This window comes from Arthrobacter sp. 05T420 (assembly GCF_056396305.1).
Genome location: NZ_JBFTLG010000025.1, coordinates 34,650 through 60,193 on the forward strand (window position 1 = coordinate 34,650; position 25,544 = coordinate 60,193).

Here is a 25,544-nt window from a genome sequence, read left to right on the forward strand (position 1 = left end):
AGAACTGCCACGATTCGTGATAAATTTCGGCTGAGTGAGCCCTGAACTAGCAGAGGTTCTACATTCTGCCGGGGGGCCTGTGAAGATCATCGACAACGTCAACGACCTGCTCGGCGACGATCTCAAGACCGAGATCACATCTGGGTCCAAGGTGCGCATCGCAGCGTCGACGTTCTCGATCTTCGCGTTTGAGGCACTTCGCAAGGAACTTGAGCAAGTCGATGAGCTTGATTTCATTTTCACTTCGCCGTCGTTCCTGACGACTCAGGTCACCGGCAAACTCCCCAAAGAGCGACGCGAGTTCTTCATCCCCGTGGAGGGTCGAGCCGAGTCGAACCTGTACGGCTCCGAGTTCGAAGTGCGGCTCAGGAACAAGCTCACCCAGCGCGCAATCGCGAAGGAATGCGCCGACTGGGTGCGCCGCAAGGTCACATTCCGGTCAAACGCGACTGGAAACCCGATGCAGCAGTTCGCTGTCGTGGACGACAAGGCCGCGTACATGCCGCTCCAAGGGTTCACTACCGCCGACCTTGGTTACGAGCGCGGCAACGCAGTCTCGAACATGGTGCAGCGCATCGACGAGACCCCGATGACCGCGCAGTACATCCAGCTGTTCGACCAGATCTGGAACAATGCGGACCAGCTCGACGACGTCACCGAGGCGGTTCACGACCACATCGCCAGTGTCTACGCGGAGAACTCCCCGGCGCGCATTTATTTCCTAGTCCTCTACAACTTGTTCGCCGAGTTCCTGGATGACCTCAACGAGGACGTGTTGCCGAACGATCGCACCGGCTACCAAGACACTACGGTGTGGCAGAGTCTCTACAACTTCCAACGCGACGCGGCGACGGGGATCATCAACAAACTGGAGACCTACAATGGCTGCATCCTTGCCGATAGCGTCGGCCTCGGCAAAACGTTCACAGCTTTAGCGGTGATCAAGTACTACGAGCTGCGCAACAAGTCCGTGCTGGTGCTCTGCCCGAAGAAGCTCGCAGAGAACTGGACGAACTACAACGCCAACCTCACGACAAACATCTTTGCCGAAGACCGGTTTAACTACGACGTCCTCGCCCATACCGACCTCTCGCGCACTGGCGGCGAGTCTCTGGGCTTGCGACTGGATCGGATCAACTGGGGCAATTACGACCTGGTCGTCATCGACGAGTCGCACAACTTCCGCAACGCCGACTACGCCGAGGAGAAAGAGTCCCGCTACCAGCGGCTCATGCGCCGGGTCATCCGCGAGGGCGTGAAGACCAAGGTGCTGATGCTGTCGGCGACCCCCGTGAACAACCGATTCAACGATCTGAAGAACCAGCTCCAGCTCGCCTACGAGGGCGAGTCGGAGAACCTTGCCCAGCACTTGAACATCTCGACGACGGTAGAGAAGGTCTTCAGCGACGCCCAGCGCGTCTTCAACGAGTGGTCCAAGCTCGTCCCTGAAGACCGCACGAGCCAGCGCATCCTCCAGATGCTCGACTTCGACTTCTTCGAACTCCTCGATTCTGTGACGATCGCCCGGTCACGCAAGCACATCCAGGCGTTCTACGACACCACCGAGATTGGCGCCTTCCCCGAACGGCTGGCACCAATGTCAATCCGTGAGCCGCTGACCCACCTGGCGGACACGCCGAGCTTCAATGACATCTTTGAGCAGCTCCAAGCCCTCACCCTCGCCGTTTACACCCCACTGGCTTACGTGTTCCCGAGCAGGAGCGGCAAGTACGAGGACCTCTACAACGTCACCGCAGGCAGCGCCCGTTCCAACCTCGGCCAGAAGGGGCGCGAGCAGGGGCTAAAGAAGCTTATGACCGTGAACCTCCTCAAGCGGCTGGAGAGTTCGGTTGAGGCCTTCCGGCTCACGCTGGCTAAGATCGAGGACTCCGTGAACCGGACGCTGCAGCGCCTGGACTCCCACTCGGGCCCACTCACAGAACTCAGCGCCGACCTTGCAGATCTCGACTTCGACGTAGACGACGAGGACGACGCGAATATCGAGGCGCTCTCCTTCGGCGAGAAGATCAAGATCGACCTCGATGACCTCGACATCGAGTCCTGGCAGCGCGACCTGTGGAACGACCGCGAGACGCTGCGGGAGCTGCTCGACGAGATGCGCAAGGTCATCCCGGCCCACGACCTGAAGCTACAGAGGCTTAAGCAGCTCATCACCGACAAAGCGGCACATCCGATCAACGCTGGCAACCGCAAGGTGCTGGTGTTCTCCGCCTTTGCCGACACCGCCAACTATCTCTACCGCGAACTCGCCCCCAGCCTCCAGAAGGCTGGGCTCGAGACCGCTGTCATTACCGGCGGAAGCCATGGCTCGAAGACGAGCTTGGGTACCGGGTTCGACTTCCAGCAGGTGATGGCGCTGTTCTCCCCGCGCTCAAAGCAACGCCACTTGACCATGCCGAACGAAACCCGTGATCTGGACGTGCTCATCGGAACGGACGTGATCAGCGAGGGCCAGAACCTTCAGGACTGCGATTACCTGATCAACTACGACATTCACTGGAACCCAGTCCGGATTATCCAGCGCTTCGGCCGTATCGACCGTATCGGCTCCATCAACGCCCAGATTCAGCTGGTGAACTTCTGGCCCGACATCTCCCTTGATGAGTACATCAATCTTAAAGAGCGCGTCGAGAACCGCATGGTCATCGCCGACCTCGCGGGCACCGCGAACGACAACATCCTCAAGGTCGAAGACTCCGACGCCGCTTTCCGCAAAGAACAGCTCCGCAAGCTCCAGGACGAGGTCATCGAGTTGGAAGATGTCCGCACCGGTGTCTCGATCACCGACCTGGGCCTCAACGAATTCCGGATGGACCTGCTCGGCTACATTAAGGAATACGGCGATATTGCCACGGCCCCGAAAGGCCTCCACGCCGTCATCCCCGCCGACTCCGCCAGCGGGCTGAAGCCCGGCGTGATTTTCGTGCTGCGGATACTAAATACCGCCGAGAACATCAACCGTAGCAACCGGCTCCACCCGCACTACCTCGTGTACCTAGACGACGACGGGAACGTCCTCGCCGACCATACTGAAGCCAAGCACCTACTAGACCTCGTCCGCGGGGGATCCCGCCCCTACGACGAACCCGTCACCGACGTCGTGCGTATCTTCAACGCCGCTACGCGTGAGGGCGCCGAGATGGGCAAATACTCCGTCCTACTCACGGATGCGATCCACTCGATGATCGATGTCACTGAGGAACGGGACATCGACAGCCTCTTCAGCGGAGGCCACACAACAGCCCTGACCCAGACCATCGCAGGTCTGGACGACTTCGAACTGATCGCTTTTATCGCCGTCGTCGACCGCGCACTCGGGGTGCCCGTTGATGACTGACCTGCTATACCGGTGGCCTGTCGCGGCAAAGTTTGGCAGCCGCGTGCCGAAGGAGAAGTTCTACGAGCGCGGCACCGTCTCCAACACCGTCCGAGAGAAATTCGTGTCTGAGGTCCAGCGCATCACCTGGGCGTACAAGCTCGCAGAAATCACGATCAACCTCCCCGGCAGCCCCGTGGCGCCAGAGGTTCAGGTCTTCCAGATCGACGCTAAGATGGACGACGTGTCCGAGCCGGTGCTGACTGCGATCGACAACGCGATCCCGTTCCCCGTTCTCTTCGAGATCGCCCGCGATGGCACCAATGGATCCGTGCGTATGGTGGCCGCATTCAAGCAGCTTTGCGTTGGCGCACCCAAGCTCAGCGCCTACTACTCGACCGGGTGGCAGCCCGCCGACACGGAGCGGCAGCCCCTCCCGACGGCTATCACCCTGCCCGCCCTCTACTCCGCGCTCTTGGAGCCGCTAACCCCAGTGTCGAGTCGGCCAGGCGAGGAAGTGTCGGACCTCGCCGTTAGACTACAGGCCGTGCACAAGCTCGAACGCGAGATAGCCGTCCTGGAGCGTAAGCTCCGCACCGAGCCGCAACTCAACCGCAAGATCGAGCTTCGCCGCACTCTGAAGACGAAGCAACAAGAACTGGAACTGCAGAGGTAACCCGTGGAGAAATTGCTCATGACGTCGCCAGACCTGACCGACGCCAACATCGACAAGCTTGCCGACCTGTTCCCAAGCGTCGTCACCGAGGTGCTCGACACAAACGGCAATCCAAAGAAGGCAATCGACTTCGACCTGCTGCGTCAAGAACTCTCCGACCACGTCGTTGACGGTCCCCAGGAACGCTACCAGCTCGACTGGCCGGGCAAGCGCGCCGCCGCTTTCGCCGCCAATGCTCCTATAGCCAAGACTCTCCGCCCTTTACGCGAGGAGTCTGTTGACTTCGACACCACCAAGAACCTCTTCATTGAGGGCGACAACCTTGACGCCCTCAAGTTGCTCCAAGAGTCCTACCTCGGCAAGGTAAAGCTGATATACATCGACCCTCCCTACAACACTGGGCGCGACTTCATCTACGACGACGACTTCGCTGAGAACACCCGCGAATTCCTGATCAGGTCGGGTCAGACCGACGACGATGGACGCCGGCTGGTTGCCCTTACTGACACCGACGGCCGGTACCACTCTGACTGGCTCAGCATGATCTATCCCCGCCTCAAGCTCGCCCGTAACCTGCTTCGCGATGACGGGGTCATCTTTATTTCAATCGACGATCACGAAGTCGACAATCTTCGCAAACTCTGCGCCGAGGTGTTCGGGGCGCAGAATTTTGTTGCCCAGATAATATGGCAGAAGGTGTTCTCGCCGAAGAACTCCGCGCAGTGGTTTTCCGAAGACCATGACTACGTTCTGGTATTCGCGCGTGACAAGTCTCAGTGGGTGCCTAACGGGCTACCCAGGACAGCAGAGATGGATGCGCGTTACAAGAATCCTGACAGCGATCTGCGCGGGCCATGGCAATCGGACAACCTTACCGCCCGCAACGCATACAGGGCAGGTCTGTATCCGATTACGACGCCAAGCGGACGGGTGATCCAAGGCCCGCCGCGTGGCCGCTACTGGGGTGTCTCAGAATTGAAGTTCAAGGAACTCGACGCCGACTCCCGCATCTGGTGGGGCGAAAATGGCGACAATATGCCGCGGCTGAAGCGGTTTCTTGCAGAGATGTCCGGCGGGCGTACTCCTCAAACCTTGTGGCCTTTCTCGGAGGTCGGTCACACCCAGGACGCGAAGAAGACCCTCCTCAAGTATGTGCCGTTTGAGCATACCGAGAATGTCCTGAACTCCGTGAAGCCGGTGCAGCTCGTCCAGCGCATCCTTCAGCTTGCCACTTCCGCACACTCTGAAGACATCGTCCTCGATTTCTTTAGCGGCAGTGGGACAACGCCGCATGCTGTCCTCGCTCAGAACGCAGCAGACGGCGGTAACCGCCGATTCATCTCCGTGCAAATCCACGAGCCGTTGTCGACACCCGAGCCGACGTTTGACTCAATTCTCGGCATGAGTCTCGAACGCCTCAAGAACGTTGCTGCTGAACTCTCCCAGCAGATGCCTGTCCCTGACGTCGGATATCGCCTCGTCCGCGTGGACACAACCAACATGGTCGATGTGCTGCGGACTCCCGACCAGACCGACCAACTCGCGCTCGAACAGCTGGAAGCCAGCGTCAAGTCTGACCGCACGGGCGAGGACTTGTTGTTCCAAGTGCTGCTTGATTGGGGGCTCGAACTGACCATGCCCATCGAAGTTGAGCAGATAGGCGGCGAGGAGGTCTTCATCGTCGAAGGCGGTGCGCTGATCGCCTGCTTCGAATCGCCGGTCACTCCGGAAATTGTGCGCACCATCGCCACGCGCAAGCCACTCCGCGCTGTGTTCCGCGACTCCGGCTTCGCTTCGGACGACGCGCGGATCAACGCGGAGCAAGTCTTCCGCGAGGTTTCTCCGGCGACAGACGTGAAGGCGATCTGATCCGGATGAAGCTTCAGTTTAAGGTCCAGCAGTATCAGACCGATGCCGTAGACACGGTCGTTGACGTCTTCGAGGGTCAGCCCAAACACGACGGCATCTCATACCGGATCGACCCCGGCCGGGTAAGGTCAGTCTCCAACCCCGCCCTGTTCGAAGTGAGCGAAGCACCCGACTCTGGCCTCCGGAACGTCGAGATCGCTCTGTCCGGTGCCCAGCTGCTGGAGAATGTCCACAAGGTGCAGCGGTCCCGGAATCTTCCACTCTCGGCGAAGGTTTTCGACAGCAAAGCGGCCCCAGGTGCCCCGAGCCTTACTGTCGAGATGGAGACCGGCACGGGCAAGACGTATGTCTATATCAAGACGATCATGGAGCTGAATAAGCGTTACGGCTGGTCGAAGTTCATAGTCGTTGTCCCGTCGATCGCGATCCGAGAGGGTGTGAAGAAGTCGTTCGACGTGACGGCAGAGCACTTTCAGCAGCTTTACGGCACAAAGCCGCGATCGTTTATCTATAACTCCTCGAAGCTGCACCAGCTGGAGCGGTTCAGCTCCGATTCGGGAGTGCAGGTGATGATCATCAACATCCAAGCATTCAATTCCAAGGGTGCAGAAAACCGACGAATCTTCGGCACGCCTCGTGTGAACTTCCAAGGCGTCTCAGAGATGGTGGGCCTCGACGATTTTGGATCGCGTAAGCCCATCGACATCATCAACGCGAATCGTCCGATCGTGATCATCGATGAGCCGCAGCGCTTCGGTGAAGAGTTTGATATCAAGAGTGGGCGACCAAAGAAGCCGTCGACTTCTATCGAGTCGCTGTCTCAGCTCAACCCACTGATGATTCTGCGATACTCGGCCACGCACAAGCCGCATCATGAGTACACAAAGGTTCACCGACTCGACGCTCTCGACGCCTACAATCAGAAGCTGGTCAAGAAGATCGCAGTGCGCGGCATCACTGTCAAGGGTCTTTCAGGTTCAACCGCATACCTTTACATGGACGCCATCGAGATCGCCAAGGGCGCTAAGCCCCGTGCCCGAGTGGAGATCGACGTACAGACCAAAGCCGGGCAGATTAAGAGGATGGTCAAGCGGGTCGAGAAGGGAGCGCGATTCCACGAACTGTCGGGTGGGATCGAAGCCTATAAGGGGCTCTACGTTGAAGATATTCGGGCCACGGACGATACTCTCCACCTGAGCAACGGCGACATCGTCGTCGCTGGTCAGCTCGCCGACCGCGACGTGACTGAGGAAACCAAACGCCGAATCCAAATTCGCGAGGTGATCCGCGCCCATCTGGACAAGGAACGCGAGTTGTTCAGCCAGGGCATCAAGGTACTCTCTCTGTTCTTCATCGACGAGGTCGCCAAGTACCGCGACTACGACCGTGAGAACACCCTCGGTGATTACGCTCGATACTTCGAGGAGGAGTACATGGCGATCGTCGAGGAGACCCTCGGTGAACTGGAACTCGACGACGCCACAGTGGTCTACAGAGAGTATCTGCGGCGGGACTTGGTACGAGACGTTCACGAGGGCTATTTCTCCATCGACAAGAAGACCAGGCGCCAAGTCGATCCCACCGTCGCCAATCGAGGCGAAGATGCCGGGCAGGCAACGGATGTGGATGCTTACGATCTGATCCTCAAGAACAAGGAGCGGCTGCTGTCATTCACGGAGCCGGTGCGATTCATATTCTCACACTCCGCGCTGCGTGAAGGATGGGACAACCCAAATGTCTTCGTCATGGGGTTGCTCAAGAAGAGCGACAACATCGTCTCTCGTCGGCAGGAGATCGGCCGCGGGCTTCGCCTCGCCGTGGACCAGCACGGTCAGAGGATGGACAACCCAGTCACCGTTCACGACATCAACGAGCTGACCGTCGTCACCGATGAGTCGTACACCGATTTCGTCGTCGGGCTGCAGAAGGAAATCTCCGAGTCTCTGGCCGCCCGACCGCGCCAGGCGAGTGCCAAGTTCTTCACCGGCAAGACTATCCAGACACCGTCCGGTGAGGCCGTCGTCGATGAGGTACTTGCGCAGGCGCTGTACAAGTACCTCATCAAGAATGATTACCTCAACGAAGACGACACTATTTCCGAAATCTATAAACAGTCGACTGAGAGCGGAACTCTTGCCGAGCCGACCTCGGAAGTGCTCCGGCAGGTCATCGACTTCGTCTGGCCGCTTGTGGATGCGCTATACCTCGATGTGCCTCTACCGGTCGACGACCGCAAGCCGAAGAAGATCCCGCTCAACGAAGCGAATTATGCGAAGAAGGAGTTCCAGGAACTCTGGGCCCGAATCAACCATAAGGCCGTCTACCAAGTCGAGTTCGACTCCCTGGAGTTGATCCGTAAATGCATCACGGTGCTCGACAGGCACCTCAACGTTGCTGCGATGCAGTACGTCGTGCAGGCCGGGCAGCAACGTGAATCGTTAGAGGCGGGCGACCTCATGAGCGGTGCAGGGTTCAATGTGTCGAGCACGAAGACGCACACCGAAACGGTCACGGCCGGTTCCCAAGTGAAGTACGACCTGCTGGGTGAGATCACCGAGAAGACACAGCTCACTCGGAGTACGATGGCCAAGATCGTCGGCGGGGTTGCACCGGGCACGTTCGCGAAGTTCCGACTCAACCCGGAGCAGTTCATCACCGAGGCCGCCCGGCTCATCAACGAACAGAAGGCCACCGTCATCGTCGAACATCTGACCTATGACGCGCTGGAGGACCGCTTTGACTCGGCGATCTTCACCGAGAACCAAACAAAGCAGGACCTCACTCACGCAGGCAGCAAGCTGACGAAGCACATCTACGACTACGTCGTCACCGACTCGAAAATCGAGCGCGCGTTCGTAAATGAGTTGGATACAAGCACGGAAGTCGCGGTCTACGCGAAGCTCCCGCGCGGGTTCTTCATCCCAACCCCGGTGGGGGACTACAACCCGGACTGGGCAATTGCGTTCACCGAGGGCAGCGTCAAGCACGTCTACTTTGTCGCGGAGACCAAGGGCTCCCTCTCGACCCTCCAGCTCAAGGGCGTCGAAGACGCCAAGATCGAATGCGCCCGCAAGTTCTTCGCATCTCTGAACGAGAAGAACCGTAACGACGTCACATACGACGTCGTCACGGATTACAGCGAGCTCATGCAGCTCGTTGGACCGAACGCGCAGGTGGCTGTACATACGGAGTTCGCGATAGCGGGCGATGCGAGCTGATCTGAGCTCGACGTGAAGTGAAGCGGTGGTGCGGTAACTCCGTCGATCCATGCCGCGGGCAGGGTCAAGTTCCGAATAGAAAGCGAGAGAATTAGCCGAATGTCCTCCCTCATCTCATGGCTCGACGCGTCCACAGAAGAAAACTCGAAGATGCGCGAACTAGTCAAGCTCTTCGGCACGCCGGAAACCACCGATGACCTCGGCATGGGCCAGCTGCGCGACGCCATCAGCAACAGCCTGTTCCCGGGCACTTCCGTGCTGCACCTGGGTGCGCGCTACATGCTCCTCGTCCCGTGGACCTACCAAACCGCCCACCGGAGCACCCGAAACCCGGACGACTTGCGGAAGCGGTCCGAGGAATCCGAGCGGCAGCTGATCGGCAGGCTCAAGGAGATCGGCGAGGACAGCTACATCGGCCGCGACGCTGGCCGGAACGTCCAGCAGCTTCCCTCTGCCGCGTACTGGACCGCGTTGCGCACCTACGGCATCGTCAGCCCGGACACCGACCGCTCCGCCGTCGCGCAGCTCATGTGCGCAGACGCCCCCTCCCCCGAGGACGGCGAAAACAGCTATTCGGTCTGGAACCAGACCCTCCCCAAGCCGCCGGCCGGCTTTCCGCAGTCCGAAGATCGCGGACTTAAGCTGTCCCACGACGAAGCCCGCTGGCTCCAGGAACGCATCCTGACCACCTGCCCCGGCACCATGCTGGCCCACGTCGTCGGATCCGAGGTCAGCCCCACTCCGGGACTCTGGGCACCTTGGCTGGACCCGGCGTGCCGCAGCGCGGAGGGCGACCCCGCGCAGTGGCTCAAGGATGCGGAGGCGTTCTCCTTCATCCACAACGGCGCCACCATCCTCTACCAGCACCTGCTCGCGGAACTCTCGGCAAAGGTCTTCTCCACTGGAGCGGACACCCTGGAGCCCACACACGAGCTCCTGGCAGCGTGGGAAGACCAGCGGGACAGCAAGCGCGATCTCCTCGCCGGGTGGGATGTGAACGGCTACATCGACCGTGCCAAAGCACTGAACCGCGGCATCAACAGCAACACCGCCGACTTCGCGCGCGCCATGGGCGAGGCCGCCATGAACCCCGGCAAACTGATCGACAACCAAGACTTCCGTGCCGCCGTCGAAACCCGAGAGAAGCTGATGAAGAAGTCCAACTCGCGGTTCCGCAACGAACGCCGGCTCCGTGCCTGGCAGCCGCCCGCCCGGGTGGGCGCCCTGACCTTCCGCTGGACGCAAGTACGCCGGAACGTCCTGGACATCCACGCAGGACTCGCACTGGAAGGGCAGTCACATGCTTGAGGCAGCAAACAGGCAGGCACTCACCCAGCAGCTACGTCCGCCGGCAGGATTCCGGCTCTCCCACGCCGTAGGCACCACCTTCACCCTGGACATGACCAGCGCCCTGTCGGTACCGCTGAGCTTCGTGGCGGGTTCCGGAGAGGAATTCACCAATCCAGTGGCGGTGCTCAGCGCCCTGCGCAAAGTCTCCGACCGTGTAGACATCTTCTGCCAGGCAGGCCACATCAAGGCGCCCTCGGGCGCCTCAGACCTGCTCGCGTTGCTGGAGCCCATGGTCCATCAAGTCAGCATCAAGCGCGGACTGTTCCACCCCAAGGTCTGGCTCCTTGAGTTCGAGAACGACACCGAGCGCCGCTACCGCTTCCTGTGCAGCAGCCGCAACCTCACCACCGACGCCAGCTGGGACCTCCTCGTCCGGCTGGACGGCGAACCCGTGCAGGATGCCGAAGATGCTGGCCCGGACAGCGGCCCCCTGGCCCGCTTCATCGCCGGTCTCCCCGATCTCTGCACGGTGACGCCCGACGCCGGGAGGCTGGCCAGGGTGCGCGGGCTCGCCTCGCGCCTGGCGGATGTCCGCTGGGAGTTGCCGGAGGATATTCAGCGCTTGGCATTCCGGCCCATGGGTATCGGCGAGAACTTCGAACAGGGCTCCATCACTGCCCACCTCGGCGATCCGGAGAACTTCAGTGCACTCAACGGTAAAACCGGGGAGGGGGCCCATTTTGGCCGAGAGAAGCTGGTAATCACGCCCTTCCTCGACGACACGATGCTCGGCCGATTGCGGGACCCGTGGACGGACAACCTCTACGTCTACTCACGCGGCGACCAGCTGGATCTCCTCAACCAGCAAACGGTGGGTGATACCCGAATGTCGTTCAAGGCTTTTGACGAACTCGGCATCCCCGAATCATCGGCGTCAGGACAAAGCGATGTGGACGAGACCGGACTCCAGCGCGTTGCCGACGATCTGACCGGACTGCACGCCAAGGCCTACTTCTGCGACTTCGACCACCATACTTACGCGCTTCTCGGGTCGGCCAACGCCACCGAGGCGGGCTTCACCAGGAACGTGGAGTTTCTGTTGGAAATGCGGGGAGCCAAAAAGCGCCTGGGGGTGCAGCGCATCCGGGAGAGCCTCAAGGACGTGCCCTTCGCCGATTACCTGGGCACGGGCGGTGCGGCCCGCTCGGAAGAAGACGTGGCAGCCTTCCGGCTGGAGAACGCCCTGCGGGACGCTGCGGCGCAACGGTTCCTCCTCGATGCCGTCCCCGACGGCGATACCAAGAACACGTTCACGGTGACCGTCTCGCATGATTGGTCGCCGAAGCCTGAGTTGACCGCGAAGTTGCGCCTCCTTTCGCTCCCCCAGCCCAGCGCCGTCGTCGAGCCGTCCGGCGGTAAGCACGAACATGTCTTCCGCGCCATCCCGCTGGCTGATGTGACGCCGTACCTGGTGCTCACGCTGGAGGACCCGGCGGCTGGGCTGTCCAAGAGCACCGTGATCCAGGGCAGTCTGCGCACCGATCCTGCGGGAAGACTGGACGAGATCATCGCCCGCCAGCTGGACGACCCCCAGAAGCTTCGCCAGTTCCTGCTGTTGTTCCTGACCCCTGAAGACGCCCTACCTGGGTCCGGAACGGGCACGGGATGGTTCGCCGGTTCAGGGTTCGGCGACGGCTCCACCGCCGGGCTTTTCGAAGCAATGGTTGGCGCCATGGCCGGCCCGGACGCCGGCTCGGTCTTCCCCGATCTGAAGGTCGTTATGGACCGGCTGCTCGCCCTTCGGGGCGATGACCCGGAGATTCAGCAGCTGCACGCGCTCTGGACGGCAGCCACCGAAGCATTGGAAATTGGTGAACTTCATGGGGTTTGATGCCACGCCCGCGCTGGACGGACTGAGGGGCTTTCAGCGCCGCACAGTGGAACATGTCTTCAAACGCCTCTACCTGGACGACCAGGCCGCCGACCGCTTCCTCGTCGCGGACGAGACCGGGCTGGGCAAGAGCATGGTGGCCCGCGGCGTCATAGCCAAGGCCATTGAGCTGCTCGACCGGCCAGACTCCGGGGTGAACCGCATCGACGTCGTCTACGTCTGCTCCAACGCTGACCTGGCCAAGCAGAACCTCAGCCGGCTGAACGTCACCGGGCAGAAGGACATCATCGAGTCCGGCCGGCTCACACTGCTGCCCACCGAACTGGCCAAGCTGAACGCTCCGGCCGCGCCGGGTACTCGGAAGCGCGTCAACTTCATCTCGCTGACGCCAGGCACGTCATTCAACGTTGGAGGGGCAACCGGCCAGGCCAAGGAACGGGCGGTGCTCTTCCGCATCATTGCGCAGCTTGGGGTCATCGGCGAGGAACAGTTCGACGACGCCGTCGAGCTCCTGCGCGCGGGCGCCTCCACCGAGGGCTTCGCGCGCCGCGTCAAGTACATGCACGAGCAGTTCCCGGACGGCTTCGCCGTCGCCGTGCGGAACCGTTTCCGCACGCTGGCGCACCAAAGCGGCAACCTGCCCGCCTTCCGCAAGGCGCTGCGCGAAGCAACGCGCGATGGGGCGGAGACGGTCCGGCCCCGCATGAGCGCCATCACCGGCGGACTCCGGGGAGACCTGGCCCAGGCCGGGCTGGATTGCCTGGAGCCTGACCTGATCATCCTGGATGAGTTCCAGCGATTCCGCGGCCTGCTCTACTCCCCCGGCACCGCGCCCGACGACGAGGATTCCGCGGCGGAGCTGGCGCGGCAGTTCCTGAACTACAAGGGCGCCAAACTGATCCTGCTCTCCGCCACGCCGTATAAGGCGCACACTGGGGCGAACGAAGCCGACGGCGACGACCACGCCGCAGACTTCCGGCAGCTGCTGCGTTTCCTGAGCAGCGAACGGCCAGGGTACATGGAAGGACTTGAGGCAGACCTCGACGGCCGCCGGACCCAGTTGCTGAGGCAGGTCCCGGACGATGCGCTCACGCACCGCATCGAGGACGGCTTGAAGCTGTTCATGAGCCGCACGGAGCGGCCCCAGCTCGGCAAGGACGACATGCTGGCGGTGATCGAGATGGCACCGACGGACGTCCGGGCCGGTGACCTCACCAGCTACAAGTCCCTGTCCGCTTTGTTCCGGGCCACGCGCACCGGCAATCCGATGGAGTACTGGAAATCCGTGCCGATGTTCGCGCACTTCCTCACCGACTACAAGGTCGGCAGGATGCTGGACGGCAGGATCCACTGCGACCGGGAGGCCGTTGACCCAGTGCTGCCGGCCCTGTCCACTATCGACGCGGATGCGTATCGCAGTTACGGCGCTGTCGAGACTGACAATGCCAAGTTCCGGGCGGTGCGCGAGCACACCGTCGGCCAAGGCTGGTGGAAGCTGTTGTGGATGCCGCCGTCGCTCCCCTACGTGGCCCCTTCCGGCGCGTTCGCCGAGGTAGGCCCGGACGTCACCAAGCAGCTGGTCTTCTCAGCGTGGAACGCCGCCCCGACGGCAATCACCACGATGCTCTCCTACGAGGCCGAACGGCAGATCCTCGAGGGTTCGCCGCTGCACGGTGAAAACACGGCGGAGGCCCGCAAACGCTTCCGCGGCAGGCTCAGGTTCCGGGTCCGCGACGGGGAGCCCCAGGCCATGTCCACGCTGGCTCTGTTCATCCCCCATACTGCTCTCGCACTTGCAGGCGATCCGCTGGAGAGCGCCTCCTTGAGCAATTCCGTGGTGCCCAGCGGAACTGTGCGAGCTGCCGCGGCAGCGGCCGGCACCGCGATGGTGGGCGGCGCCGTCGTCGACGCCTCCAGCCGCCTCGGCACCTGGGCGTCCTACTTCTCCCTACAGGGTGCGCTGCCGGCAGAGTGGAAGAACAATGCCAAACTGGTTACGCGTGAACTTCGGCAGCTAGACGAGTACACCCAGCAGCTCGGCAAGACTTCGGACGCCGCTGACGCCGACCAGGATGGAGGCTCCGAGGCCGGACTCTACCTGGCCCACGTTGACCGGATGCTGGAGGCAGCGGCCGGTGAACCGGCGGGCTGGGAGGACGGGATTGAAGACCTGGCCGTCAACTCCCCCGCCAACTGCCTCTACCGTGCCCTGAACCGCGTGGTGCCGGACGACTTCGACGGCACTGAGCTGTGGAAGGCTGCCGTGTTTGCGGCAAGCGGCCTGCGCACCCTGTTCAACCGGCTCGACGCCACAGAACTGCTGGACAAGCTCTACCCGGAAGGCGACTACTGGCAGAAAGTACTGCGCTACTGCGAAGCCGGAAACCTCCAGGCCGTGCTGGACGAGTACGTCTTCCAGCTGCGCAGCCAGCAGGCCCCCGGGGAGATCACCACCGAGCAGCTATGGACCCTGGCTGATGACATTCGGCGCTCTCTGTCCATCAAGCCGGCGCAGATGCTCGCGAAGTATCCGGACGGATCGCACGAGGATCTCCGCATGGGCAGCCGCTTCGCTGTGCGGTACAGCAACGCCAAAACCGACGACGGCGACAGCAACCGTATGCCCGACGTCCGCCGGGCCTTCAACAGTCCGTTCTGGCCGTTTGTGCTGGCGTCGACGTCGGTGGGCCAGGAGGGCATCGACTTTCACTGGTGGGCCCACTCGGTCATCCACTGGAACGTGCCCGGCAACCCGGTTGATTTCGAACAGCGCGAGGGACGGGTGCACCGGTACCTGGGACACGCGGTGCGGAAGAATGTGGCGGAGGCCCATGGCGCAGAGGTGCTGAAGCCCGGGGTTACGGACCCTTGGGAAGCGTTGTTTTCTGTCGCATCTGCCGACGTCGCCGCGCACCCGGAAGATTCCAGTACTGAGTTCGCTCCGCACTGGATCCATCCGGGAGCGCACAAGATCGAGCGGCGGCTGCTGGACCACCCACTGAGCCGCGACGTGCCTCGAACCAAGCACATGCTGGCCGGCCTGGCGAAGTACCGGCTGACGCTTGGTCAGGCTCGGCAGGACGATTTGCTGGGGCTAATTAAAGATGGCGCGGAGACAAAACCACTGGATTTGCGGCCTTAGTTCGGTATGCCGAGCCCGGCGGCAACGATGTCTCCACGCTTCGCAGCCCGCGAAGCGTGGAGACAAAGCAAGCACTGAGACTGCGAGCTCAAACCGCAGACGCACGGTCGGCGACAGGGTCATGGAGGCACTTGGTAGTTCCGCCGTTCAGCAACTCGGAGAACCCCGCCGAGGAGACGACGCACACGTGGTGTTTGCGGCGATCTTGGTTGATGACGTCGAGTAGTTTGTCGCTGAACTGAATTCGCATATCTGCAACAACCTGGCCGCTTAAGTCGCCATGAACGAGGAGAGATATCTGGCCAGTCAGATCATTCTTGAACCTCGCTCCCTTGGTTTCGATGATCTTTGCCAGGGTGTCCCGTTTGATGTGCTCTCCGCGCACAACAACCCTTCCTGTCATCGTCACTGTCTGTCCGCGAAGGGTGGTCACGAAGCCGCTGCACGGTCCTGAGTACTTGTACATTTCTGTCCTCCTGCCCGATTGGGTCTAGGCCGCGATGAAGTCTTGGTTGTCTTGGCAGTCCCAGAAGTCTTCCTCTGAAAGGCGATGCGTCCACAGGCGAAAGTGCTTTGCCGCCTGCTGGGTGATGCGATTTCCCGGGCATCCCCTGCCGTCGGACCACGCTGCCAGTTCCAGATGAGTCGTGGTCTTGACGACGTCCTGCACAGCCGGGAAACAATCGCTGTCCCCTGAGAAGAGGATGAGCGTGTCGAATCGATGGGACTCGGCCGTCTTCACAAGATCCAGGCTGAGACGAACATCGACACCTGATTCCTTGGGCTGAACGCGATACTTCGCGTAATGGAGGGGCAAGTACGTGGCATGGACCAAGGGGTCGGCGCCCCATCGGCGTTGCTCGTCCCGAAAAATCTTCGTGGCTTCGGGATCCGAGAATCGCTCTGGGCTGCCTCGAAAGAGGAAGACCCCTGCCAGTTCGCCTTCCTTCGTGCGTTTCGACATGATTGATTCAGCAACGCGGCGAGGCGAAACATGTGTGGTCCACTTCTCGAAATCTCTGGCGAAGAGATCGTGACCCACAAGGTGGACGTTCGAATAATCGAGAAAAACTGCAATTCTTTCCATAGTATTTATCTCCTTTAACAGGTGAAGCCGCCACGGTTTACGTGACGGCATTTAGATCTATGATTTTTGATGCGACAAGATTTAAATCGTTCTTCGAACTACAGCATGTCTTTCGGTGCCATTCGGAGGATATCCCGAATAGGTAAATCGGCCAGATACAAAAGAAGCCCCACACCTTGAAGGTGCAGGGAGTTCCGTTGATATGAGTGTGGGTCAAAACGTGCGAATTGTCAAATTTTCGTCGGTGCACGCCTGAATTATCCCTGGACCGGCGACAGCGGACAGGGGCTTCCAACGCTTCCCCGTCTTAACGACCGACGCACTAGCGAGCCTTTCCGCGCCACCGCTGCCGTAGTCGCGCACCCCGCCCCCGGACTCCAATGTGGTCCCGCTGCCACGAAATGGCGATGGCTACTGCTCCAGTGCCGCACGTAGTCCATGCGCCCCTTACCCGCGGTTAAAACAATCAGCCGCCGGCCGTCGGCGCTTTCTTTTCGCTGGCGAGTCGCTGACTTCGGCAATTGTCTGGGGAGGCAGATATTCTTACGCCGATACTGCAAAGATACTTGGGGGAATCATGGCCCGGCTCGACGACGAACAGCAAGCCGCACTGCGGAAGTTCAAACAAGATGCATTGGGTGTTCTGCCGCCCGAAGCGGGCCTCTCGCTACCAACAACACAGTCCCCCATGTTTGCAGACCGTGGACACCTCCCGGTTCCTGAAGTCGCCCGAGTCGTAGGATGTCAGGTCGCGGATGTCCTAAAGATCCGACGAGGGTTGGGACACCCGAAGACGACGCCTGCTTCGCGCCTGACCGTAGCCGAAGCCGAGGCCGTACGTGAGCAATGGAACGCCCCGGATTCGGCTGTCTCACGGCCGACCGTGTCTCTCGCACTCTTGGCGACCGAACTCGACGTGGACGTGCAGCTGTTAGCCCTGGAAGCTAGGCGATCTGGAATTCCGGTTAGGGGTAATCGCGAAGCGTTCATGCTGTTCGAGTTCGAAGCTGATCGTCTCAGGCAACTCGCCGCCTCCCGGCCGGATAAGATGGTGTGGAGGACGCGGCCACCGGTTGGTTCAATCCAAACTCCAGCTTTGGCTACAAAGGCAGCACATCAGGCCTCGGCTCTCGCTGACCATACTCGGCAGCAGCCGGCCTATAAGATCGATTCCAAAGCCGGAAACCGCATTCCGTTGGCGCCTCAAAGAACCAGCTTTGCCGCGCCGCGACTCGCCCGTCTGGCGAGCACTACTATTCCCTCTGCTGGCGCGCTAACGCCGCCGAAGCCAGCCGCCGTCGTTGACATCCAGCGCGCTCTAGTCGCGCGTTCGAAGGCTGTGGAGCTGGACCCAGAGAGCAAACCGACCGTCGGGGGCGTGAAAGTATTGTTCGACGTACCGCCTATGACCTCGGCTATCGGCAAAGGATCCTCCGAAGTCGATGCGCTGCGGCAAACTCTCGGTGGATTCGCGCCAAAGGACCACGCCGTTCTATTCCGCGAACTGAGCGCAGTGCTTGATTTGGATGAGAAAATTGTCCGCTCTTTTCCGGCAATCACCTCAAGTAGCCGCCTTACCGACCGTGCCCTCCGAAGTTTGATGCGTCTCGTATGCCACGGAAAGTTCGGGCTATTCGCGTACCACGAGGTCAGTAATAACGTCCGAGCATCCGCGCGGAAGAACGGCCAAGCCTCCACGCCGGCCGTGATGGCGAACGCGCTTACAAATCTCCGTCCCATGCATACGGGGGTCCTGACGGACTTGGGCAAGAGTCGATTCATCTTCTGGCACGTGGAACAAAACGGTACCACTCTGGCTATTATCACCTTCAGTGCCGTCACTGACTGGGTTTTCGGTATTGACCGTGGACAGTATGTCCCTCTGCGAGGGCGCCTCATCGCGGTGGCTCGCGGGACCAGGCTGGGAGTAGACGACCGTGAAGATGCGCAGTTCATGGTTGAGGCTGCTATCAAGCTCCGAAAAGGGGCGCACGTTCAAAGAAGCTCGCCGACTGCAGACCAACCACGGGCACGAAACTATCTCGACAGCCCAGGCTCACATACTCAGCGCAACCTCACGTACAAGCCGCACAGCGATTGGCTGATCCCCGTTGTCATCGAAGATGGGTTTGTCACTGGAGGCCTCCGCGAGGGTTTCTTCTCCAATTATGGCGGTAGAACAGCCCACGGCGTCCGAAGCTTTGTGCGCCGTGCACCGGGAAGCTCCGCAAACGATCCGAAGACAGTGCACGTAAGCGCCCACACGCGCGGGGGCTACGACGTCGGGGACATTGGCTTCATGCCGACGGTGACGATCCTGCGTGACAAATAGCGGCGAAGGCTGGGCGTGCGGCAGCATCCGGCATCGAACCCAACGGCATCCGAAAATGGCCCTCACGGAGCCGAGGCGCTTTATTGAGCCACCGCAGCAGCCGTGGCAAACACATCCGCTGGCATCGGCCGGTGCAGCTTCCACGTGATCGCGATCGGCTTCTCCCCCGCATGCTGCACATAGTCCACCTGACCAAGGCACGTGTAGGGGACAGTCAGCCCGGTCTCGTCCTCTGAGGTGTCTCTCGTAAAGATCAGGATGTTCGAACCGTGCGCTGCCCGGTCCAGGTACCGCCTGCCAGTCGGGCTCCGCGGCGATGTCGCGTTCTGCGATTCCCAGTGAAACAGCTCGGGGCTGATCGCATAGTCCTTGTACATCGTGGTTGCTGAGTGCTTCTTGTCGTCCTTGTTGAGCGTGACAAAGAAGGCGTCCGTGGACGTCACCGGGCACCAGGCTACCCCCTCGCGGTGCTGCACGTTCTTACCAAGCTCCAGTGAACCGTACTGCAGGGCCGCAAGGATCTCCTCGCGCCGATAGGTGGCGTGCGAGAGCAGCGGGACGTGTTGCAGGCCCGCTCCGAGGCCCTTGGCGGCATGCTTGGAGGCCGCCACGCCGAGCTTCACAATCTGGCGGATCTCGTTGCAGACAAACTGGTAGCCGCGCAGATAGTCGAGGCCGGCGTCGTACGACTGAAAATCGCCGCCGTCGTCCCAGAGCGTGTAGAAGAGCATGCGGGCGAACGTCTGCTCGCGCATGCCGAGCTCCGCGTAGCGGCGCGCGTCGGCATCAACGAGCATCGAGTACGCCGCGGCGCGTTCCGGATCATCCACGTGGATCAGCGCGGCCATCCGGCCGAGGAGCCTTTTCTCGTCAGCGTCGGAGAGTTCCTGGATCCTTCCGCTCAGGACCGACTCCAACGGCGAGAATCCCTCGATCAGGCCAGCCTGGCGGAGGTAGCCGGTCCATGAATCCTTGGTCGAACGGTAGATCGACTTCACGTCGTTCCCGGACCGCTCCAGATAGGCCTCGAGCTGGGTCTCCGCGTACGAGGCGATGTCCCGGACCAGCTGCGCTCGGCTGAACCGCAGCTGCGCCTTGATGTTGTCCAGCACGACCTTTTGCGCCACGCGGTCCAGCACGATCTGAGAACCGGACGGCAGGTACGGGAACTCGTCCTCGACGGCCTTTTCCAGCTCCTTGCGCCCGTAGCCGGTCAGTGCCCGGTAGCGCAGGTCGAAGCGGAACTCGCGGCGCTGCTGGCCGATGAAGTCCATGACCGTCAGCACCGCCTTGCCCTCGGCGCGGCGCAGCCCGCGTCCCAGCTGCTGGAGGAAGATCGTGGCGCTCTGTGTGGGCCGGAGCATCAGGATGGTGTCCACCTGTGGCAGGTCCAGGCCCTCGTTGAAGAGGTCGACGGCGAAGATGCAGTTGATCTCGCGTGCGGCGAGTCGTTTCAGCGCCGCCGCTCGGTCAGCGTCGTAGGTGCTGCCGTCGACGGCGACGGAGGCGATTCCGGCGCGGTTGAAGACCTCAGCCATGTAGTGGGCGTGCTGGACCGAGACGCAGAAGCCGATGGCCCGCATCTGCTCAGTACTGGTGACCTTGTCGCGGAGTTCGCGGATCACCTTCGCTGCGCGGGCATCATTGCCTGTGTAGAGGTTGTTCAGCTGCGCGGTGTCGTAGTTGCCGCGCTTCCATTCCAGCTGGCTGAGGTCGACGTCGTCCGAAACGCCGAAGTAGTGGAACGGCACCAGCAGATCGGCGTCCAACGCGTCCCAGAGCCGGAGCTCGCTGGCGGTGCGGCCGTCGAAGAACTGCTGGGCGACGTCGACGCCGTCGCCGCGTTCCGGCGTCGCGGTCAGCCCGAGGAGCTGCTGCGGCTTCAGGTGGTCCAGCAGCCTGCGGTAGGTGGGCGCCATGGCGTGATGAAATTCATCGATGACCACGACGTCGAAGAAGTCTGGTTCCAGCTTGTCGATTCCGAGAGACGAGAGCGACTGGACCGAGGCGAAAAGGTGCTTCCATTGCTGCGGTTTGTGCTCACCGACGTAGAGTTCGCCGAAGGCGCCGTCCTGCATGACGTCTCTGTAGGTGCGCATGGCCTGCTTGAGGATTTCCTGGCGGTGCGCGACGAAGAGCAGCTTGAGGTCGTTGCCCGCTGCGTCGCGGAGGCGCTTGTAGTCCAGGCCGGCAATGACAGTCTTACCGGTGCCGGTCGCGGCGACCAGAAGGTTGTGGCTGAAGCCCTTGAGCCGTTCGGCTTCCAGGTCTTCGAGCATCTCCTCCTGGTGGAGGAAGGGCTGAAGCTCGAGACCAGTGGCTGCCCCGGGGACAGCCGTACGCCGGCCGCCGTTGCGTTCCAGGGCGGCGTCGAGCTTTTCGCCGTCACGTTCCGGATCGTAGCTCTGGAAGGCGCGTTGTTCCCAGTAGCTGTCGAAGGTGACCTCGAACTTGTTCAGAAGTGCCGGCGTGCCGACAGAGCTGAGCCGGACGTTCCATTCGAGGCCGTCCAGGAGGGCCGCCTGGCTGAGGTTGGAGCTGCCTACGTAGGCGGTGTCGAAGCCGGAGTTGCGGCGGAAGAGCCAGGCTTTGGCGTGCAGGCGGGTGGCTTGGGTTTCGTAGTTGATCTTTACCTTGGCGCCGTAGCGGTGGACGAGTTCGTCGATGGCGCGGCGCTCCGTGGCGCCCATGTAGGTTGTGGTGATAACCCGGAGCCTGGCGCCGCGCTCCTTGAGTTGTTGCAGCGCGGGTTCGAGGAGCCTCAGCCCGGTCCAGCGGACAAAGGCGCAGAGCAGGTCCACGCTGTTGGCGGATTCGATCTCCGCCCTGAGTTCCGCGGCGAGGTTGGGATCATCCTTGCTGTTGGTCAGGAGGGCGGAGTCGCTCAGTTTGGTGGTTGGGCGGCGAAGGCTGCGGCGTTTGAGGGTGTCCGCGCGATGAAGCGACTGGAGTTGGGTGGGGCCGGGTGCGATGAGGTCTCCGGTGTTCAGTTCCTGGAGGAGCTTGTTCGCGAGGGCCACACGTTCCGTTGGCTTGGCTGCGGCCAGGGCCCGCCGGACGGCGTCTGCGACGTGGCGGGAGAGAATGTCCGGGGAGTCTTCGTCTTCAATGTCCGCGAAGACCGGATGCAGTTCTGACCCGCTGCTGAGGAAATTGCCCAGCGCACCCGTGTTGAGAAGTTCATACAAGCCCTCAGGCAGTTGCTCCGCGGCCCCTCCCCCAATTAAATTAGTCACTGTGCCAGGGTATTTGCTGTAGTTTGAAATGCAACGACCCATCGCTTGCCGCGACCGTTTTGGAAGTCATGGCGAAGGCGGTCCTCGTTTCACCGCTCACTCGATCTCCCGAGTATTTTCGCAGTGCTTTGGAATCACATCCGTCGGCATCGAAGCGCCCACCGGCCCCGCCCAGCGGTCCCGACCTCGCGGTTCGGATAATGGCGGTCTTGAACTTAGTGACGCATCCACCGATTCCCTGCCGCCAGCGGTTCGGAACAGTCGTGCAAATGTACTTCGCCCCCACCCGGAACCTAGCACGGGTGGCATTGGATCACATCCCAATATCACTGAGCATAGCCAATTGCCATTTTCCGCCACCAACGGCGCTGGAATAGGCCGCCAACAACGGATCTTTGGGCAGTTGAACTAACTGCTGCTCCAAGCGCAGTGCAAGATTTGGGTCTACTGACTTGACATAAGCGATCATGCCCAAGATCCTTGGGAGCGGCCACGCGCGATCGTTGGAAAAATGAGCTACACCAAACTTTCGTAAATAATAAACCTGCTTGCGCAGTTCTCGTTTTATTCCTCGGGGAACATGGGGCCGATCCAGTCCCTTAGCAATATTAAGTCCAAGAACGAAGCGTCGCGTGGACATGAATCTAGTCTTTTTTTCATTACATACCCAGCCGAACGATGTTAAAATATCAAGAACTTCAGCGAGAAAGGCGTCATCTACGGAAGGGCCAGAAAAGACAAGGTCATCGACCCAACGGGTATATTTTACTGAGAGACGAGCGCACAGCTCTTCAATTTTGTAGTCTGTTTCTGCGAAAACCAAATTAGAAATCACTGGACTAGTTCGGAATCCGAGCGGCAAAGTAGACGAGCGAAGGCAGCACCCCAAAAAAACATCCATCGCCTCAGCGTCGAGCACATGGCCCAACCCCGCCCTCACGCGCTGCTCTGTTATCTGCCCAAAGAAGTCCTTCAAGTCAACAGTCAACGCCGACTCAGCGCCGATGTGAACCTGCGCTGCAGAAAAAGTTGACCGACCAGGCACGAAACCGAAAACGGAGTCCGGGGCCGAATATTCCGATTGAAGGGTGCCCGCCATTCGCTTTAGAAGAGAATCTAAGGGGCCTACGGAGCGCCAGCCATCACGGCCACGGAAGCGTACAGGTCGAGAATTTTCACCCGCCCAATTATCCCATTCCGACAGCGAGGCCGAGGCCGGCAACATGCCACGGGCGGAACGTCCCCCAACTTGAAGCTTCCACTTCAGGTCGTTCCATCGAAGTTTTTCGTGAACCAAAGTCAGCGCCAATCCATGCCGTTACGTCAAGCGCGGCCCCCCGGTCGGTAGCGACTACACAATAAAGTGAACAATGTGCCGAATCGACAACTTATCTACGTCGCGGGGAGCCGCAAAGCCCGATACTAACCTAAGAATCGGACAGTGTCCACACACATGAACTTTCTCAGCTGCAACGGGTCTCAAGAACCGCATTCACGACAGTACTCCAGTGTGGAGCCTTGTTCTGTATAAAGAAGACGTGCTGCCGCGTATACTTTCAAAATTCCGGAAGTGAAGGTTGGTGGAATCCAGATGGCCCAGAGTACGCCCGGACCACTCAAATAGACTTGTCCGACAGTGTCCGTCGCAGCCGACTGATTTCTCACACTCGATCTCATTCTGACCTATTAGTCTAGAGATCCCAAGAATCATGTAGTCCGCCACCGACGACAGATCCGATTCGCCCTTACGAACGACTTTTGTCCTGGGCATTTTCCCCTCCAACTCCTCAACGGGCTGTGCACAGAATTCTACCAATCGCTTAAATTTGGAATTCAGGTCTGTAAATTCTTCGAAGGCAAATTCGATTGCCGGGTTGTATCGATACCGCCGGACTAGGTCTCGCACGATCGTGGCATGCAAGACAGCATAGACTCGACTAAGCTTGGCGCCATCTATCTTTTGTAATGATTCGACAAAACGATAATGGTACTTAAAGCCGGTTGAACTCCCCATAAATTGCCATAGAGGAACTGCCGTCGAGATCTGATCTTCAGTTAGATGCCATCCACTCGACTTCAACCTGGCACTCTCCTCATGGTTTCTAATCGAAGGGTCATGGATAGCCTCTTGCCGCAAATCACTCAACTTCTCGAGCAGACCTGAGAGTGATTCATCGCCCTCTACCACGACCGCGCCCACTGCATAGATGTACCTGATACGTCGGTCGCCCTTCCCTTCTTTCCAGGGGATTTTGTATTCTGACTCATCTGCGAATGAATATACTTGGGGCAAATTTAACGTGACTGCCATTTCAACTCCTCAAGAGACCTAAGCGCTGCCCGCTGCCAACTTGCCGTATCCCGACACTTCTAAACAGATTCATAATCTACTACCACCTCGCTCTTAAATCGATCGAAAAGACAACAAGGCTTGCAGAGATCACATCTAAAAGTCGAGACTTTCAGGTTTCGGCTGCTGGGGCAACGTTGCGATGCACACATTCGGGTCATTGTAAGTAACCAATAGGCATTACGGCGGCAACCGTCTTCAGCGTTGAAGATCTCGGCCGGCTGAGGATGACTTGATCGCGAGGATTGCGGGCACCGATAGGCCACCAGCCGTCGCTGTGAAGCACACGATTCCGGGCCCGGGCTCCACCAACGGCACAATGGAACAATGCCCCTGACAACTTTTGCGCTCATCCGCCATGGCCAGACCAACTGGAACGCGCAGCGCCGGCTGCAGGGTTCCACCGACATTCCGCTGAACGACGTCGGCCGCGGCCAGGCGCAGGACGCCGCCGCCGCCCTGGCCGGCTACGAGTGGGCCTTCGTCGTCTCCTCGCCCTGAGCCTTGCGGCGGAGACCGCCGAGCTGATCGCGGCCGGGCTCGGGCTCAGCGTGGCCCGGCTTGTTCCGGAGCTCACCGAGCGCTCCTTCGGCCCGGCCGAGGGTTTGCAGGACGGTCCCGAGCTGGATGCCCTGCGCATCCCCGGCGGTTCCGCGGCGCCGAAAGCGAAGACGACGCCGCGGACCGCGGACTGGGCGCGCTGGAAGCCCTGGCCGAGGAATTCAGCGACCGCAGCGCCCTGGTCATCGCGCACGGCACGCTCATCCGGCTGAGCCTGAGCCGCGCACTTGGCCGCACCATCCAGAGCATCGACAACGCCGTGCTGAACCTCGTCCATCGCCATCCGGTGGACGGCTGGGAGCTCGAATACCTCAACGGCGAGCGGCTGACCGCCGACGCCGTGGCCTAAGGGCCGCCGCCTAAATTAACAGGGCCGCCCGGCGCACGCCGACCCTCAACGCCTCCCGGCTAGACGATATGAAGTGTGGTGATCGCCTGACGTAGGACTGGAACCCCGGGTTCAAAGAGGTTCGTGGGTTGCCGGTCCACGGTCTGTTCCGCAATCTGGTGCGGGGTGTGGACTGGTAGAGCCACATTTGAACGTCTGGAGGTTCC

The 25,544-nt window shown here is 60.7% G+C and carries 13 protein-coding genes and 1 pseudogene; 9 read left to right on the forward strand and 5 right to left on the reverse strand.

All coding sequences use genetic code 11. From position 1 onward, the window contains the following. The first annotated feature begins 79 nt into the window (after window positions 1–79). The 7 genes from AC1DEM_RS20320 to AC1DEM_RS20350 all read left to right on the forward strand — a co-directional run bounded on the left by AC1DEM_RS20320 (window position 80) and on the right by AC1DEM_RS20350 (window position 15,423). Window positions 80–3,358, forward strand: coding sequence for a helicase-related protein (locus AC1DEM_RS20320; protein ID WP_476886090.1), 3,279 nt, complete (start codon window positions 80–82; stop codon window positions 3,356–3,358). After that, window positions 3,351–4,013, forward strand: a complete 663-nt coding sequence (locus tag AC1DEM_RS20325; RefSeq protein WP_476886091.1) for a DUF4391 domain-containing protein — start codon at window positions 3,351–3,353, stop codon at window positions 4,011–4,013. The genes AC1DEM_RS20320 and AC1DEM_RS20325 overlap by 8 nt, the downstream gene beginning before the upstream one ends. Before the next feature lie 18 nt (window positions 4,014–4,031). Further along, entirely contained in the window at window positions 4,032–5,882 is a 1,851-nt protein-coding gene (locus tag AC1DEM_RS20330) for a site-specific DNA-methyltransferase (RefSeq protein WP_476886092.1), read from the forward strand. Between the two features lie 5 nt (window positions 5,883–5,887). Then, on the forward strand, window positions 5,888–9,100 hold the full coding sequence (locus AC1DEM_RS20335) for a type III restriction-modification system endonuclease (protein WP_476886093.1): 3,213 nt from the start codon (window positions 5,888–5,890) through the stop codon (window positions 9,098–9,100). Between the two features lie 99 nt (window positions 9,101–9,199). Then, window positions 9,200–10,408, forward strand: a complete 1,209-nt coding sequence (locus AC1DEM_RS20340) for a DUF6361 family protein (RefSeq protein WP_476886094.1) — start codon at window positions 9,200–9,202, stop codon at window positions 10,406–10,408. Then, the gene (locus AC1DEM_RS20345) at window positions 10,401–12,281 is read left to right on the forward strand and encodes a phospholipase D-like domain-containing protein (protein ID WP_476886095.1); all 1,881 of its coding nucleotides are present in this window, start codon (window positions 10,401–10,403) and stop codon (window positions 12,279–12,281) included. Before AC1DEM_RS20340 ends, AC1DEM_RS20345 begins: the two co-directional genes overlap by 8 nt. Continuing rightward, window positions 12,271–15,423 carry a DEAD/DEAH box helicase gene (locus tag AC1DEM_RS20350; protein WP_476886096.1) on the forward strand — a complete coding sequence of 1,051 codons (3,153 nt, stop codon included), beginning with the start codon at window positions 12,271–12,273 and terminating at the stop codon, window positions 15,421–15,423. Before AC1DEM_RS20345 ends, AC1DEM_RS20350 begins: the two co-directional genes overlap by 11 nt. 88 nt (window positions 15,424–15,511) lie before the next feature. Here the strand turns inward: AC1DEM_RS20350 and AC1DEM_RS20355 are convergent, their stop codons facing one another. Next, window positions 15,512–15,889: a BRCT domain-containing protein gene (locus AC1DEM_RS20355; protein WP_476886097.1), complete on the reverse strand. Its 378-nt coding sequence runs from the start codon at window positions 15,887–15,889 to the stop codon at window positions 15,512–15,514. Window positions 15,890–15,913: 24 nt separating this feature from the next. Beyond that, window positions 15,914–16,510 (reverse strand): NYN domain-containing protein, encoded by a 597-nt coding sequence (locus tag AC1DEM_RS20360; RefSeq protein WP_476886098.1) that lies wholly within the window; start codon window positions 16,508–16,510, stop codon window positions 15,914–15,916. Between the two features lie 577 nt (window positions 16,511–17,087). Between AC1DEM_RS20360 and AC1DEM_RS20365 the strand changes: the two genes are divergently transcribed. Continuing rightward, complete coding sequence (locus tag AC1DEM_RS20365; protein WP_476886099.1) at window positions 17,088–18,842, forward strand: hypothetical protein; 1,755 nt, start codon at window positions 17,088–17,090, stop codon at window positions 18,840–18,842. 80 nt (window positions 18,843–18,922) lie between these two features. Here AC1DEM_RS20365 and AC1DEM_RS20370 read toward each other — a convergent pair whose 3' ends face one another. The 3 genes from AC1DEM_RS20370 to AC1DEM_RS20380 all read right to left on the reverse strand — a co-directional run bounded on the left by AC1DEM_RS20370 (window position 18,923) and on the right by AC1DEM_RS20380 (window position 24,389). Beyond that, complete coding sequence (locus tag AC1DEM_RS20370) at window positions 18,923–22,042, reverse strand: DEAD/DEAH box helicase (protein ID WP_476886102.1); 3,120 nt, start codon at window positions 22,040–22,042, stop codon at window positions 18,923–18,925. Between the two features lie 349 nt (window positions 22,043–22,391). After that, on the reverse strand, window positions 22,392–23,387 hold the full coding sequence (locus AC1DEM_RS20375; protein ID WP_167467966.1) for a reverse transcriptase family protein: 996 nt from the start codon (window positions 23,385–23,387) through the stop codon (window positions 22,392–22,394). A gap of 183 nt (window positions 23,388–23,570) precedes the next feature. Further along, window positions 23,571–24,389 (reverse strand): hypothetical protein, encoded by an 819-nt coding sequence (locus AC1DEM_RS20380; RefSeq protein WP_476886100.1) that lies wholly within the window; start codon window positions 24,387–24,389, stop codon window positions 23,571–23,573. Window positions 24,390–24,755: 366 nt separating this feature from the next. Here AC1DEM_RS20380 and AC1DEM_RS20385 point away from each other — a divergent pair. Continuing rightward, a pseudogene (locus AC1DEM_RS20385) lies at window positions 24,756–25,338 on the forward strand (histidine phosphatase family protein). Window positions 25,339–25,544 lie beyond the last annotated feature (206 nt).